The sequence below is a fragment of the Pseudodesulfovibrio sp. JC047 genome (assembly GCF_010468615.1).
GTDB lineage: Bacteria > Desulfobacterota > Desulfovibrionia > Desulfovibrionales > Desulfovibrionaceae > Pseudodesulfovibrio.
The window spans coordinates 173,472-189,510 of sequence record NZ_WUEH01000005.1 but is presented as its reverse complement, the minus strand read 5'-3'; the positions used below and the strand labels follow the sequence as shown (position 1 = coordinate 189,510).

9 protein-coding genes are annotated in these 16,039 nt (G+C 51.7%); 7 read left to right on the top strand and 2 right to left on the bottom strand.

What is annotated here, in order from left to right; all coding sequences use genetic code 11:
* The first annotated feature begins 1,043 nt into the window (after positions 1–1,043).
* Positions 1,044–1,940: an AraC family transcriptional regulator gene (locus GO013_RS05060; RefSeq protein ID WP_163808963.1), complete on the top strand. Its 897-nt coding sequence runs from the start codon at positions 1,044–1,046 to the stop codon at positions 1,938–1,940.
* Between the two features lie 56 nt (positions 1,941–1,996).
* Here GO013_RS05060 and asnS read toward each other — a convergent pair whose 3' ends face one another.
* The gene (asnS, locus tag GO013_RS05055; RefSeq protein WP_163808962.1) at positions 1,997–3,364 is read right to left on the bottom strand and encodes an asparagine--tRNA ligase; all 1,368 of its coding nucleotides are present in this window, start codon (positions 3,362–3,364) and stop codon (positions 1,997–1,999) included.
* 154 nt (positions 3,365–3,518) lie between these two features.
* Between asnS and ftsY the strand changes: the two genes are divergently transcribed.
* Complete coding sequence (ftsY, locus tag GO013_RS05050) at positions 3,519–4,910, top strand: signal recognition particle-docking protein FtsY (protein WP_163808961.1); 1,392 nt, start codon at positions 3,519–3,521, stop codon at positions 4,908–4,910.
* Between the two features lie 24 nt (positions 4,911–4,934).
* Entirely contained in the window at positions 4,935–6,404 is a 1,470-nt protein-coding gene (locus tag GO013_RS05045; RefSeq protein ID WP_163808960.1) for a 30S ribosomal protein S1, read from the top strand.
* An 89-nt stretch (positions 6,405–6,493) separates the two neighbouring features.
* Here the strand turns inward: GO013_RS05045 and GO013_RS05040 are convergent, their stop codons facing one another.
* The gene (locus tag GO013_RS05040) at positions 6,494–7,363 is read right to left on the bottom strand and encodes an RluA family pseudouridine synthase (protein ID WP_239057746.1); all 870 of its coding nucleotides are present in this window, start codon (positions 7,361–7,363) and stop codon (positions 6,494–6,496) included.
* Between the two features lie 217 nt (positions 7,364–7,580).
* Here GO013_RS05040 and GO013_RS05035 point away from each other — a divergent pair, with 217 nt between their 5' ends.
* The 4 genes from GO013_RS05035 to GO013_RS05020 all read left to right on the top strand — a co-directional run bounded on the left by GO013_RS05035 (position 7,581) and on the right by GO013_RS05020 (position 15,975).
* Positions 7,581–8,468, top strand: a complete 888-nt coding sequence (locus GO013_RS05035) for an EamA family transporter (protein WP_163808959.1) — start codon at positions 7,581–7,583, stop codon at positions 8,466–8,468.
* A gap of 3 nt (positions 8,469–8,471) precedes the next feature.
* A complete protein-coding gene (locus tag GO013_RS05030) occupies positions 8,472–11,618 on the top strand; it encodes a UvrD-helicase domain-containing protein (RefSeq protein ID WP_163808958.1) in 3,147 nt (1,048 codons plus the stop codon).
* A complete protein-coding gene (locus GO013_RS05025) occupies positions 11,619–14,507 on the top strand; it encodes a PD-(D/E)XK nuclease family protein (protein ID WP_163808957.1) in 2,889 nt (962 codons plus the stop codon).
* A 322-nt stretch (positions 14,508–14,829) separates the two neighbouring features.
* Positions 14,830–15,975 (top strand): nitronate monooxygenase family protein, encoded by a 1,146-nt coding sequence (locus GO013_RS05020; RefSeq protein ID WP_163808956.1) that lies wholly within the window; start codon positions 14,830–14,832, stop codon positions 15,973–15,975.
* Positions 15,976–16,039: the final 64 nt, after the last annotated feature.

The window sequence follows — 16,039 nt, the reverse complement described above, 5'->3', positions numbered from 1 at the left end:
TTATTCTTACTCGTAATTAAACGGGCTGTGATTATCGTGATCTTATTTGCTCAACTCGCTATTTAATTGTCAAAGACCATTCTGTCTTTTTCTCAAAGAACACCCTGCGTTTTGCAGGAAAGTACAATCTAGATTTTTCCAGACCGACTGTCAACTACTTTTTGTTTTTTTCTCAAAAACCAAAATGCGTCCAACTGTTCCGTATGTTTAAGAAAGAACAAGCCGCCGGGGATGTCCTGTTGGGCTTTCCCGTGCGGCGAAAGACATTCTATGGGAATCGCCACGAGAGGTCAAGCTGTTTTTCACTATTTTTCGCATTCTTTTTTTATAATAACTATAAACATCTTAAATAACTCATATAATTTTACACACTTTTTTTTATCAGCCAGACCTTCTTCACATGAGGTCGTCGAAGTCAGATTAAAATCGCCAAGAATGGCATACAAACCGGGAACCAAAAGAAGTACCAAAACCAATGATGTCAGCTGGCCAAAAAACAGACTAACGCACAACCATATAATGATTTGTACCAATAAGCCCCGCTCGGTTCACACGAGAATAACGCCTATAATCATTATAAAAGAAAACAAAAACACCGCCCAAATAGGACCCTGCTCGCAAGTTTGGCCCCTTCCTGCGGAGTACACCCTTCTCGCACACGCATTTTAATAAACTCCACCCCAAAAATCGGATCATTCCCAAACAACGCCGATACCCGCTAACGGTATGGCTACCTGATCGACTCCGGCCTTTTCAGCCAGATCACGCGTCCTGGTCCCTTCAAATCCATACACTTCGAAGAGATGTATACCTGACAGAAACAATTAAAGTTAGGGTTCTTTCGGAGATATTCTCTTTTTTTTCATACATTTACACTCTTTTCATTCATTTGAATTAATCAAATAAATAAATCATCGACCAGACCTCATCAATCGTTTTGAAATAAAAGACCAGATGGCCTATACTGGGCAAATGTGAAAACGGCAGAAAACATCAAGTATCTCTCATGAGACGTCCGTACCCTGCACGCAATGGGAAGCACGATGAAAGACACCACCAAAAATCTCTACTTTGAACGAATGCATTTGGTATTGCGTCATATTCAAGCGAATCTTGACGAAGATCTCACGCTTGAATCACTTGCTGCCATGACCTTTTTTTCTCCGATTCATTTTCATCGGATATTCAAAGGCATGTTCGGCGAAACCGTCATCGAACACATTCGTCGAATCCGCATGGAACGAGCCGCAACCAGATTGGCGATGGGGACATCGTCTGTCACGGTCGCAGCTTTTGATGCCGGATATGAAACGGTGGAGTCATTCAGCCGGGCATTCAAGAAAATGTTTGATTGTCCACCTTCCAAATATCAGGAGAACCACTGGAAAAATTTGTACAAAAGACTTTCCGGCTCGGTTCACTATCTCCCTGAAAATGCGCGCATCAGGTTAACCATTACCCAACAAAAGGAAGTCTCCATGAAAGTGAAAATTGAACGAATTGCTCCGTTACGAGTGGCCTATGTCAGACATGTCGGTCCCTACAAGGACTGCACACAAGCATGGGAAACGCTCTGCGCATGGGCTGAACCCAAAGGGCTTTTTGACCCGCTCCCGAAATTCATCGGCATCTGTTATGATGATCCCCAAGTCACGCCTGCGGATAAAATTCGCTACGATGCCTGTTTCACCGTTCACGCCGATGTTGAAGGAGCAGGAGAAATCGGAATTCAAACCCTGTCTGGCGGAGACTATGCTGTCACCCGACATTGTGGTCCATACAGCGAACTGGAACAGGCATATGGGAAACTCATGGGCCAATGGCTCCCCACCAGCGGCCAAGAACTCAAAGAAGGTCCCAGTTTCGAGATATATCTGAATGCACCGGACAACACACCGCCCGAAGAACTGCAAACGGACATCTATCTTCCCCTCAAATAAATAAAAGGCCCGGAGCTATTGCACCGGGCCTTTCTTTCAAACGTTCTCTGTTTACTTCAAAAATCGAGGCTCTTTGGCGTCCGAGGGAACGGCATGACATCACGGATATTGGAGACACCCGTGACAAGCATCAGCATCCGCTCGAAACCCATGCCAAACCCAGCATGAGGTGCGGTCCCGTACTTGCGGGAATCAAGATACCACCAATAGTCATCCTTGTTCAGCCCCATTTCATCCATGCGCGCCACCAGCACGTCCATACGTTCTTCACGCTGGCTCCCGCCGATCAGCTCTCCAATGCGGGGAACGAGACAATCCATGGCGGCAACGGTCGTGTTGTCATCGTTCATACGCATATAAAAGGGTTTGATGGTCTTGGGATAATCGTACACGTAGACGGGTTTCTTAAATTTCTCTTCACACAGGAATCGTTCATGCTCGGTCTGGAGGTCCATGCCCCACTCCACCGGATATTCGAACTTTTTCTTGGTCTTTTTGAGAATCTCAATGGCCTCGGTGTACGGTACTCGCTCGAACGGTTTGTCCAGAATGGTCTGCAACGTCGGCATGAGTCCCTTGTCCACCCACTTGGCAAACAGCTCCACGTCCTCGGCACAATTGTCGAGCATGTGAGCCACAAGGTATTTAATCATGTCTTCGCCAAGGTCCATGTCATCAGACAAGTCCGAAAAAACGATTTCCGGTTCGATCATCCAGAACTCAGCCACGTGACGCGGCGTGTTCGAATTTTCGGCACGGAATGTCGGCCCAAAGGTATAAACATCGCCCAAAGACAGGGAAAACATCTCGGCGGACAACTGACCTGACACGGTTAATTGTGACGGTTGACCAAAAAAATCTTCTTCGGGCGGCAACTGGGAACCGGCCTCCAGACTGGTCACTCGAAACATCTCTCCGGCACCTTCGCAATCGGACCCGGTGATGATGGGGGTATGAATGTAGAAAAAATCTTTTTCGGAAAAATACTTATGGACAGCCTGCGCCAAGGCGGACCGCATACGAAACATGGCCCCATATTTATTGGTCCGTGGCCGCAAGTGGGCGATCGAACGCAGAAACTCGTCCGAATGCCGTTTTTTCTGAAGGGGAAATGTTTCTTGATCCGCTTCACCGATCACTTCAAGCTTTTTCCCACGAATTTCCCACTTCTGTCCTTTGCCCGGCGATTCGACCAATTCACCAACAATCCCGACAGATGCCCCGGTCCCAATCCGAGACAAGGCTTCTTCGATCTCCGGAGTATGGTCAACAATTGCCTGAATGGTCGCCAAACAGGAGCCATCATTCAAAGCCACAAAAGAAAAACCCTTGTTGTCACGCTTGGAACGAACCCATCCCTTGATGAGAATCTCATCCATGGGAGCCGTTGCGTTCAGCGCATCTTTTATCTTGGTTCGTTTCATAGACACTATCCTTTCGATAATTTTTCTCTGTTCCTAGCGTCTCACTCGAAGAATGGCAACATCCTGAAGCATCATATCCTCTATTGCCACCGCAAGTCAGGTAGGCTATTAACTACGCCCTAACGAACAACGATATCAAAATCATGAGGTCCTCATGGGATTTTTCAGCAAACTGAAAAAAGCCTGGTCAAGCCCGGAAGACGCGGCCCAGCAGGCTCTTGACGAATACAAAAGAGAAAAAGGCATAGAAATCGAGGAGCATTCCGCTTCCGAGCCTGAATCTCCTGCCGTACAACAGACAGTTGCAACGGCTCCGCAAACGGAAACTGACGCCGCGCCCACGCCTGAAACGGATTGGCAGGCCGGGCTGACGCTGTCTCTGCGTCAGGCAGAACCAAAACTTTCTCAATGGTTAAATATCATTGTGGAAGGCGTGGATGAAAAAGGCCCTGCCCTCTGGGATCGACTGGCGTTTCTTTTCAAAGCCCTGGGCGCACCAGACGCCGAAGCCAAAGATTTCATCGCCAAATTTGACGCATGGCTCGACGAAATGGGGTACGTCGTTGTTGCCGAATTCAAATCCGAGCTGCAATTCAGACTGGCGTTGGCCCTGGACCTGGAGGATGAAGAAGACGAACGCGATCGGCTGTTCCTCAAATTATCCGAAGGTATCTCCAAAACCCGCGAGCAAATTACCAAGCGCATTGATACCCTGCTGTCCAGCCACACATCGTTAAACGATGAATTCTGGGAAGAATTCGAAGAAATTCTCATCATGGCAGATGTCGGCATGGAAGCGGCCAACCAGCTCATGGACAACCTCAAGGCCCGCGCCCGCAAGGCAGGAACCGACAACCCAGATGACTTCAAGGCCATCCTCCGGGATGAATTGGAAGATATCTTCAAGGTTCCACCCCGCATTGAGGCCGTAAACCCTCCCGAAGTCCTGATGATGGTGGGCGTCAACGGCGTTGGTAAAACCACCACCATTGCCAAGCTGGCCTATCGCGCCCAAATGCAAGGCAGAAAGGTGCTCATCGCTGCCGGAGACACATTCCGCGCGGCTGCCATCGAGCAACTTGAAGTCTGGGCCAACCGTATCAACGCAGGTTTTTTCGCAAAAGCAGAAGGGTCTGATCCGGCTGCCGTGGCTTACGAGGCCATGGACAAGGCGATCAGTGAAGGATATGACCTGCTGCTACTTGACACGGCAGGCAGGTTGCATACAAAAACCAACCTGATGGAAGAACTGACAAAGATCCAGCGAGTCGTCGGCAAGAAGCACGAAGGTGCTCCTCACCGCAACGTGCTGGTTATTGATGCCACAACCGGCCAAAACGCCTTGTCCCAGACCAAACTGTTCAACGAAGCAGTGGGCGTGGATGAAATCATCCTGACCAAACTGGACGGCACGGCCAAAGGCGGTGTAGTGGTGGCAGTGACTCTGCAAAACAAACTGCCGATAACCTACGTCGGCCTGGGCGAAAAGATGGAAGATCTTCGTCCGTTTAACGGCAAAGATTTTGCCAAGGCACTTCTCACATAACCTTTTTAAAGAACGGTAATCATCGTGTCCGAAGAATTCAAAGAGCGTAACGGCGTCGAAGAAGGCGAAGAGAATTTCGCCGAACTGTTTGAACAGTACAGCGAAGGTGGCGGAGACAATCTGAACATTGGCGACAAGGTTTCAGGCTCAGTCATCCAGGTAGGAGAAAGCACCATTTTCGTGGACACAGGCACCAAGCTGGATGGCGTGGTGGAAAAAGCGGAAATGCTGGACGACGAAGGCAATTGCACTGTCGCAGATGGCGACACTGTAGAACTCTACGTGGTTGGCAAAGACTCGGGCGGTATCAAGTTATCCCGTGCCATTTCCGGCATTGGTGGACTGGCCATGCTTGAAGAAGCCAAGAACAGCAACCTGCCCGTTGAAGGCAAGGTCGAATCCACCTGCAAAGGTGGCTTCAACATCACATTGATGCAGCACCGCGCGTTCTGTCCGGTCAGCCAGATCGACAGCCGTTATGTGGAAAATCCCGAGGAATATGTCGGCAAGACCTTGGAATTCCTCGTGACCAAGTTGGAACAAAGTGGCCGTAACATCGTTGTTTCCCGCCGTTCCCTGCTGGAACGCGACGCCGCAGAAGCCGCTAAAACATTTGTGTCCGAGACACAGGTCGGCGACGAGATCGAAGGCACCGTCACCCGATTGGCAGCATTTGGCGCATTTGTCGAAATCATGCCCGGCCTGGAAGGACTGGTCCATATTTCCCAGATTTCATACGGACGCATTGGACACCCCGAAGAAGCCGTCACTGTGGGACAAAAAGTCAAAGCGAAGATCATTGGCATCGAGCATGATGACAAGGGCCGTCTCAAGATTTCCCTGTCCATGAAAGAACTGGCTCAGGACCCATGGGACACCCTGTCAGCGACCTTTACCGAAGGAGACAAGGTAACCGGCAAGGTCGTGCGTCTGGCAGACTTCGGCGCATTTGTCGAAATTGCTCCCGGCGTGGACGGATTGGTCCATGTCTCGGAAATGAGCTATACCAAACGCGTGAACAAACCTGCTGATTTTGTTTCCGAAGGCCAACAGGTTTCGGTCAAGATCAAATCCATTGATCTCGAAAAACGACGCATCGGCCTGTCCATGAAAGACGCCGAAGGCGATCCGTGGCTCGATGTGGCCGAAAAATATCAAGCTGGCCAAAAAGTTGAAGGGACCGTCGAGAAACAAGAACAATTCGGCATCTTCATCCAGCTCGAACCCGGCATCACCGGCCTGTTGCCCAAATCCATCATTGCCCGCTCCGAGAAACCAGCGGCTTTTGAAAAATTGCATGCTGGCGACAGTGTTGAAATCGTCATCGGAGAGGTCAAGGCCACTGACCGTCGAATCTCTCTGACGACTGGCGATGTGCAAGATAATGGCGACTGGAAACAGTTTGCACCCAAAAGACAAAAATCGTCCGCAGCCTCCGGTGGCATGGGCCTTCTCGGCGCCAAGTTGCAGGAAGCCTTCAATAAAAAGAAATAAAGACACCACACGTAAAGGCCCCGGCTTCCATCTGGAAACCGGGGCCTTTTTTTTAAAACATCACCCACGACCGATTCTCGAACACCCCGCTATGAGATCTCTGTCTGTGGTCCCCATGGACACGGAGCCGAAGCCGAAAATCCCGGCAATTCGAACCGCTCATGATGCAAATGCAAAAAAGATGCGTCGTCTGCTCCATACAGAGAATCCCCCACAATGGGATGGTCGAGTGAGGCCAAATGCGCCCGAATCTGATGACGGGCCCCTTTCATGATAAGGCACTGAACCAAGGTCGTATCCCGCTCATGGTCGTGAGACAACGCCGTCACATCGGTCCAACGATACGGATCGTCCGACAATTCGGGCAAAACGCGTGTGGTCTTTCGGTCAGCCGTATCCAACGCGTGTCGCACAGAAATCACTCCATCCAACCGCCCTTGAACCTCGGCACAATAATATTTTCTGAGATACCCACCATCCTCAAGCGTATGGTACTCGTTCTCGGCATCTCCATTCAAAGCGACCAACACAAGCCCAGATGTCAAATAATCCAATCGATTCAACAATCTCGGTTCATTCTGAGGAAACAATTCAGGCAACACCCCTTCGACGCAGGGAATTTCCCGCCCCGCAATGGCTGCCGAATGGACACATCCGGGTTTGAAAACCGCCGCAAATGCCTCATTTCGATGCACCACAGACACTCCCAAGTCAGTTCCAGACATCGCCTCACTCCCTGCACGAATTTCCAGTTGCTGTCCCGCATGGACCTTGTATCCGGGCTTCCGTTGCCTCCCATTTACAAGGACGCGTCCATCGTCACACAATCGCCGTCGAAACCGAAGGCTTTCCCCATCCAAAACGGCGGAAAGCACCTTATCCAGCCGCAATCCGTCCACTTCTTCACTGATCGTCTGTTTTTTCTGCATATCCATAATGGCAGCATATCCTTGAACCATAGGAACTCGCAAGGGTTTCCAATGCGTTGACGCAGAATACAATTCATCTTAAAACAATGCGTTCCCTGTACAGACAAATGCAAACGAGACACCACCATGACCGATCACATCCATTGGAGCACTTCCAGGGAAACCAACCGATCTGATCGCCAAACGGCCCTGTCCCTGACCGCATCAACCCCGTACACGTACCACCATTCCAAGGACGAATTATAACATGGTCGGATTCTTGTATGTTTTATCTGCGGCATCCATGTGGGGGCTGATCGGCCTCTTTACGCAATACACTCTTGCCGAAGGTATCAGCGCACTGGAAATAGCTTTCTGGCGCGCAGCCCTTGCGTGGATCATGTTCCTGATTCACGCAAGCCTGACAAAACAGGTCAAGGTTCACCGGACAGACCTGCCAGCCCTGTTCGGCTTCGGTTTCATCTGCGTCACACTTTTTTATGGTTCATATCAACTCGCCATCCGGGATGTGGGGATTGGACTGGCCGCCGTCCTGCTCTACACGGCACCGGCCTGGGTTGCGCTTCTGTCCTGGCTCGTCCTCAAGGAAGCATTGACCACAACAAAAATGGCCTGTGTGGTCATGACCATCCTTGGCGTCGCCTGCATCAGCCTCGGGCCACAGTTGCTCACCGGCGCACCTTTCAATCTCAACCTGTTTGGCCTAGCTGCGGGTCTGCTTTCCGGATTCACCTACGCGCTCTATTACATTTTCGGGAAAAAATTCCTGTACCGATACGCCACCCCCACCATTTTCGTCTATGCCCTGCCCTTTGGCGCGGCACTCCTTTTCCCATTCGTGACTTTTGCCGACAAGACCCCCCAGGCGTGGTTGCTTCTTATAGGGCTTGCTCTGGTCACAAGCTATATTGCTTTTTCCCTCTATTATGCCGGACTGAAACGATTGGATGCAACCCATGCATCGATTATCGCGACCTTTGAACCCGTGGTCGCGGCCCTGTCCGCCTATATTCTTTTCGGCGAACACTTTTCCATCTTCGGCTCCATTGGCAGTGCCCTGATCCTGGTGGCAGTCTTTCTGGTCATTCTTTCCGGCTCGAAAGCTCGTCGCGCCGAAGCACTCAACGAGGTATAACCCATGTCGCTTCTCAAACAGATCAAGGCTTCAGCCGGTTCCGGCAAGACGTACCAACTCACCCGCCGCTTTCTGACCCTGCTCGACGCGTCCAGCGACTCGGCACAACCATTTATCTGCACCGGCAAAAAAGCCCACGGTTTCACCTGGCCGGAAATCATGGCCGTGACCTTCACCAACAAGGCCGCCGCCGAAATGAAGGAACGCGTGGTCAAAGGCTTGAAGTCCAGTGCGCTCAACCAGGGCGAAGAACGGCACACCTGTTCACCAGACGCCGCTCGCACGACACTGAGTGCGATTCTTCGCCGCTATCACAGCTTGAATATCCGCACCATTGACTCCCTGCTCGCTTTACTGCTCAGACTCTTTGCCCTTGAATTCGGCATTCGCCCCGACTTTGAAATTGTCTTTGATGAGCAAGAACTCTTCGATGCGGTCTACGACCATTTCATGGACATCTGCCTGACAGACGAAGCCGAACACGAACGGTTGTCCAAGGCCATGGATACGCTGATTCGCACAGAAGGCCGAAACGGTTTCTGGATACAGGACGCAATCCGAAGCCGTATCAAGGAACTGGCGGACCACCTGCGGGATATTCCCGGTCCGCTTCTCACCGACCAGCCGACCATCAAAGAACTTCTGACCACAGAATACGCCGCCTTCAAACAGGCCATTGCGGACATGACGGTGTATTTGAACGACACCGGATTACCTGCCAACAAAAATTTTCTCAAATTTCTGGCAAAATGCGACGCGCTCACACTCTTTGACGCCCCTCCTGATTCGAAACTGATCCACAAGGACAGCTTTGCCGACTGCGTGCTGAAAAAAGGCAAGCCCATGGTCACGGAACAGGTCGAAGCCCAATACGCCCATTTGCAACGCGTCTGGGCCAAGTATCAAAGCAACCACGCCATGTTATGCGGTGCGTACACACTGGCCCCGGCCATTGATATCGCCGAACAGCTGACCACGGGACTCGACGCCGTCCAAAAACAACGCGGCATGATTCTCGGTTCCAGCCTGGCCGGTCATGTCAATCAACTCCTTACCGGTGAAAATGGCGTTTCCGAGGCATATTGCCGTCTGGGTTCCCGACTGCACCACCTGCTTGTGGACGAATTTCAGGACACCAGCCGAGACCAGTGGAAGGCCATCACCCCGCTCACGCAGGAATGTCTCGCCAAGGGCGGCAGTCTGTATTTCGTGGGAGATGTCAAACAGGCCATTTACGGCTGGCGTGGCGGCGACTCCTCACTCTTTGACGAGGTCATGACCCAACCGGACATCGCGCCCATTGCCGATGAAAAAACTGCGGAAACACTCCCTGACAATTGGCGCAGTTTCAGAAACGTGGTGGAATTCAACAATTTATTTTTTCACCATTTGGAAACCATGGACCAAACCAGCCAACTGGCGGACACCCTGTTCAGCACGGCAGACGAACCATTCAAGGCCGAATTCGCCTTTGACCTGACTCGTAGTTTCGCCGAGTGCGGTCAATCTCTGCCCCCCAAAACAGCGGACACAAGTGGCTACGTTCGCATGAAACAACTGCCGGGCAGCAAAAACAGCGAAATCGAAGAGAATGCCCTGACCGCGCTCAACAGTCTCATGGACGACCTCACCGCGCGCCGCAATTACAAGGACATTGGCATTCTGGTCCGCTCTCACGGCCATGCCGCGCTGGTCTGTGACCTGCTCGTCCGGAAAAACATCCCGGTCATCACGGAGAACTCCCTGCAACTGGATCGTCACCCCATTGTTCGCCAACTGGCCGGACTCCTCGGTTTTCTCGATTATCCACGAGACGACCTCGCCTTCCTGACCTTTATCGGCGGCAGCGAACTCTTTCAGGCCGAAGCCGAACTTGAGGCCGAGACTGTGCTGGATTGGCTCATCATTCCCCAAAAAAAGCCCTTGGGCGTGCAATTTCGCGAAGACTATCCCGACCTCTGGAGACGATTCATCGAACCCTTTTACAACCAATCCGGCTTAATGACCCCCTATGACCTGACCCGCGAGGCCATCCGGGTCTTTCGAGTCCTTGAACGGCACCCGGAGTCCGAACTGTACGTCCGACGATTCCTCGAAGTCGTCCATCTGGCCGAAGAAAACGGATACGGATCACTCACGGCCTTTCTTGAATATTGGACTGAAAAATCCGGGGATGAAAAAGTCCCGCTCCCGGAAAACATCGACGCGGTCCGCATCATGACTATCCACAAATCCAAAGGATTGGAATTTCCGGTGGTCATTGTTCCGTTCCACCATTGGTCCGTCAAACCGGATCAGGATTTTTCCGTGCAGGAATTCGAGGGCAACCGTGTTCTCGTGCCCATGAACAAGGGTCTCGGACGCCCGTACCATGAAAGTCTGGGACGAGCGGTCCGGGAACAGCTCAACCTGTTATACGTGGCATGGACCCGATCCCGCGAAGAACTCTACGGATTCTTTGCCGAAAAACCAACAACGTCTCCAGCCTTGGCCGCCATGAATCAATTTCTTGATCTGGATGAAAACGGCTGTTTTGAATACGGCGTCACACCGACAGAAACATGCCCGTCCGAACCGCAGACTCCGGTCCTCCCCCGTGAGCTGCCCCGGGACGAGACGGAAAGCCGACTCATGGAATGGCTTCCTCGATTGCGGGTTTACCGCCACAATCTCGACGACTACTTCTTCAACGAACGAATGCGTGGCGAAATAGCCCACAAGACCATGGAATACATGACTATCACTGGTGACGACGCTGCCGACACGGAACGCTCCATGCGACTGGCCATTCAGGATTTTCCGGAAGTCGGCGCACTTCCCGCCAACGAATACACCCAGTTGACAGACGAGCTTCGTGCAATGTCCCTCTGGGCTCTCTCGGACATCCGGCTCAGGACATGGCTCGAACACGGCCTCCGTGAGCCGGAAATCATGGACGACAAAGGCCAATTCAAACGAATCGACCTGTTGTCCCTTGGCAAGGAAACCGCCATTGTGGACTTCAAGACAGGTCAACCGACCCCCAAAAATCACGAACAGGTCAGCGAATACATGACAATCCTCTCCTCCATGCCGGACATCCCAGAACCACAGGGGTTTCTCGTCTATCTCGATCTCAAGAAAATCATCGAAGTCGGGAGGGATGCGTAAATGCGATCCATTACCCTTATTCCATGGCATATCGATTTCATGCCCGCTGTCGCCGAATTGCTCATCGAACGCGGCGACTTACGCGACACCATTGTCCTCTTTCCGCACAATAGGCCTCGTCGGCACGTCAAGGCGTTACTCGCGACCCATCCGGACCTGCCCAAGCCCATGTTCATGCCGCACATGACATCCATCGCGGATTTCGTGACAAATCTCCATCGCACGCTGGTACCAGTCCCGCCGATCCGCGCCAACCAACTCGATCTGGTAGAAACCTTACGCGCTGTGGTCAATGACCTTCGAACAGCCAAAGGGTCACTCCTCTCACAATTGCCGAAGTTGGACCATGAGCAATTCCTGCCCTGGGGAATCCGGTTGGCCAAGCTCATGGATGACCTCATGCGCCAGGAAATCGAACCCGATGACTTGAGTTATATGGAAGGCGAAGTGTCGGCCTATGCTGCCGGACTGTTGGAACAACTCAGTGCCATTCACGCCGAGTACTCCGCCCGGCTGACAGCGAAAGGCTGGACCACCTCGGGCATGGACGCCCGATTCATCACCGAAAACCCAGACGCCATTCTGGAAGCTGTCCAGGAAAAACAAATCATCGCAGCGGGATTTTATGCCTTGAGCGGCGTTGAAGACACTTTTTTCAAACGGCTATGGGAAGCAGACATTCTCCATCCGATCATCCACAGTGATCCGGCACTGGCGCATCACGAACGAGCACACTGGAGTGCAGCGGAACATACCGCATGGCTGGAACGGTGGCACACACACGCCGAAATCCCACTGCAATTCGATACCCCAGCCACCGCTCCAACCATCCGTTTTTGCGAAGGCTATGACCGACATTCACAACTGGCCGGGTTGACCACGGACATGAACGCCGCGACCACGCTGGATGAAACCGCAGTCGTCCTCCCGGATGAAGGCGCACTCCTTCCGGTCCTGCATGGCCTACCTGATGTGGAACCCAACATTTCCATGGGGTATCCACTCGAACGAACCTCGCTGGCTCGTTTGGTCGAGACCTTGCTGACCTTGCAAGAAAATCGACGTGAAGATGGCCGGTATTACTGGAAAGACCTGATCGCCCTTATCCGGCATCCCTATTTGCGATTGCTCGGACCGGACGAAAAACCCTTGCGCCGAATATTCCACGTCTGGGAATCCACCATGCGACAAGGCGAAAAATATCTCGACCCCATGGACTGGCTCCCGCCGTATGGCGATGAGGTGCTCACGGATGTCGATACCAAAATCGCCGAACCATTGCGTCTGGAGATTCTCGAATGCTGCCTGACTCGCTTTGAACCCGTTGAAAGTCTGGCAGACCTCGGAGACGCCCTTACCGGACTGGCCACACTCCTGCACGCCCACGGCGAACGGCTCTGGCACACCTATCTAATGGATGCCGAATGCCTGTTCCGCCTGACCAATTCAGTGATACCGCAATTGAAACAGGCCGAGGCAAGCATCATTCCTTTCAGCCAAACCACCCGCCACGCATTTGCCCGACGTATGATGTCACTTGAACGAGTCTCATTCGAACCGGACCCACTAGCCGGACTGCAAGTGCTCGGAGTTCTCGAAACTCGACTGCTTCATTTCAAACGACTGTACATCCTTGATGCGGTGGAAGAACGGCTTCCGGGAACCAATCCATATGATCCGCTTTTGCCCGACCCACTCAGGAAACTGCTGGGCCTGCCGGACTCGCGAGAACGAGACAATGTTTCGGGATACAACTTCTATCGGCTGCTCAAAGGAACGGATGAGGCCGTCATCTATTATCAAAACGGCATCCAACCCGGATTGCTGGATTCCAAGTCCGTGCGTAGTCGATTTGTGGAACAGCTCCTGTGGGAACAGGAAAAAGAACGAAGAGAATTGATCGAGACCGGAAGCGATCTCGTCAGAGCCGTGACCTTTCCCACCAGCTCGATTCCCGGGGCACCAGCCGCCATCCCGATCACGGAAAGCATCCACGCCGCACTGATCGACAAACTCTGTACCAAAGGACTCTCTCCCTCCAGACTAGATCAATACATGAACTGCCCAAAACGGTTCTTTTACAGCTACCTGAGTCCAGTACGTCCTCTGGACACGGTCAATGAAGACGGCGACCGCAGTGAATTCGGGTCCATGGTCCACGAAGTGCTCAAGGAATATTTGACTCCGTTCATCGGTGTACTCACGGAACTGGATAAACTCGACCCCATTCCATTGACGGAAAAATTTGACGAGGTCTTCAATTCGCATGACCTTTTTTCCCGCTTGCCGTTGGATACCCGCATGGCCTTGAAAAAGACTGGCCGTTTTCGTCTGACACAATTTCTGGCCTCACAACAGACCGCAACCCTGCTCGGATTGGAACAACCGCTTGCCACCACGGTTGATGTGGACGGGCTGACCATTCCTCTGGCCGGACAAATCGATCGAATTGAACAACGCGAAGAATCAATCGTCATTCTGGATTACAAAACGGGGCAAGGCCATCTTCCGCAAAAAAAGATGTGGGATGATATGGAACTGTGGGATCGTATCCAGACCTTCGGGCCTGACGTGGTTGATATCTCACTCATACCCGATATGGCAGCAGCAATCCGAAGTGTCCAGATGCCCGTTTATCTTCATTTATACACCCAGTGTGAACGATTCCTGCCTCACGATGCCGGACTGATCGAATTGGCCAAGGATGGCAAGGAACAGCTCCTATTCGGCCCAAAACTGACCGACGAAGAACGGGAAGAAAGCATAAAAGATCAAATTCCTGTATTGATTCGCACTTTAATACGGCATATGCTGTTGGCACAAAACTTCACTCCACAGCCGGGACCGGCATGTACATGGTGCGATTTCAAGGAACCGTGTGGGAAATGACAAAAAACTGAAGCACCAATGATCAGCCAGTCCAAGGTCGAGATCCCATGTGTCGATTCAAAAAGGCGATATGAAACCGGACAATTCATGATTTTCAACATCGACGCACGAACCATGCACTGCGCCACCTGATATTCAAAGAAACGATACTCACTTCCAAATTGATTTTGCTTTTTTGTAAAAATACAAATATTCGACATGTTTAAAGACTTCAAACGAGCTTTGAATTCATTTATAAAAGATTCAAACACCTGTTTATCTTGACTTGAATTGCATTATCAAGCACACGAACGTATCTTCAGAAAAATATGAGGTAAAACCAATGAAACTTCCGAATCTTTCTTTCGGTGACCTGACGGCCAAGCTTCCCATCATTCAGGGTGGCATGGGCGTCGGCATATCCCTTTCCGGCCTGGCAAGTGCCGTGGCCAACGAAGGCGGCGTCGGTGTTATCGCAACATCCATGATCGGTATGCGTGATCCCAGACGCGCCACCGATCCAGTTGGCGCAGATCATCGTGGACTCATTGATGAAATCAGAAAAGCTCGTTCCAAAATGACGGACGGCCTGCTCGGTGTGAACATCATGTGTGCCCTGACCAACTACGGCGACATGGTACGCACATCTCTCCGCGAAAAAGTGGATGTCATCATATCCGGTGCAGGACTGCCCCTTGACCTTCCGAGCTATCTTCGCGAGATGTCCGATGAAATGAAGGACGACATGCGGACCAAGCTTGTCCCCATTGTCTCTTCTGGCCGAGCCGCATCAATCCTGTGCCGCAAATGGCTGAAACGCTTTGACTACCTTCCCGACGGCTTTGTCGTTGAAGGTCCCAAGGCGGGTGGCCATCTCGGTTTCAAGGCCGAACAGATCGACGATCCCGATTACCAACTCGAAAATATCGTCACCGATGTCATGGACGTGGTCAATCCGTACAAGGAATCACACAACAAAGACATCCCGGTTATAGCGGCTGGCGGTGTGTATACCGGCGGCGATATCGCCAAATTCCTGGAAATGGGAGCTTCCGGGGTCCAGATGGGCACCCGTTTTGTCGCCACCGAAGAATGCGATGCCGACGATGCTTTCAAACAGGCCTACATCAATGCCAAAAAAGAAGATATCACCATCATCAAAAGCCCTGTCGGGATGCCGGGACGCGCCTTGAAAAACAGCTTCCTCGACGCGGTTTCAAGCGGCATCAAAAAGCCCAAAAAATGCGTATACAAGTGCCTGCATTCCTGTGCCGAAGAGAACTCGCCCTACTGCATTGCGCAGGCTCTGGTCAACGCATACAGGGGCAAACTCAAAAACGGTTTTGCTTTTGCCGGTGCCAATGCCTACCTCGTTGACAAGATTGTCACCGTGAAAGAACTCATGAACGGTCTCAAGGAAGAAGCGGAAAAGAAGTATCAGGACGCGAGCAAAATACTTCAAGAAGCGGAAAAGAAAATTCGCTCTTAAACACCATCACTTACTCACAAAAAAAGGCGAGATCCTCGGATCTCGCCTTTTTCATTCTCAACAG

Bases quoted from the DNA above. Each gene is read 5' to 3' on its own strand.
- GO013_RS05025 (WP_163808957.1), top strand. From the start codon at position 11,619: ATGCGATCCATTACCCTTATTCCATGGCATATCGATTTCATGCCCGCT.
- asnS (WP_163808962.1), bottom strand. From the start codon at position 3,364: ATGAAACGAACCAAGATAAAAGATGCGCTGAACGCAACGGCTCCCATG.
- GO013_RS05040 (WP_239057746.1), bottom strand. From the start codon at position 7,363: ATGGTTCAAGGATATGCTGCCATTATGGATATGCAGAAAAAACAGACG.
- ftsY (WP_163808961.1), top strand. From the start codon at position 3,519: ATGGGATTTTTCAGCAAACTGAAAAAAGCCTGGTCAAGCCCGGAAGAC.
- GO013_RS05030 (WP_163808958.1), top strand. From the start codon at position 8,472: ATGTCGCTTCTCAAACAGATCAAGGCTTCAGCCGGTTCCGGCAAGACG.
- GO013_RS05035 (WP_163808959.1), top strand. From the start codon at position 7,581: ATGGTCGGATTCTTGTATGTTTTATCTGCGGCATCCATGTGGGGGCTG.
- GO013_RS05020 (WP_163808956.1), top strand. From the start codon at position 14,830: ATGAAACTTCCGAATCTTTCTTTCGGTGACCTGACGGCCAAGCTTCCC.
- GO013_RS05060 (WP_163808963.1), top strand. From the start codon at position 1,044: ATGAAAGACACCACCAAAAATCTCTACTTTGAACGAATGCATTTGGTA.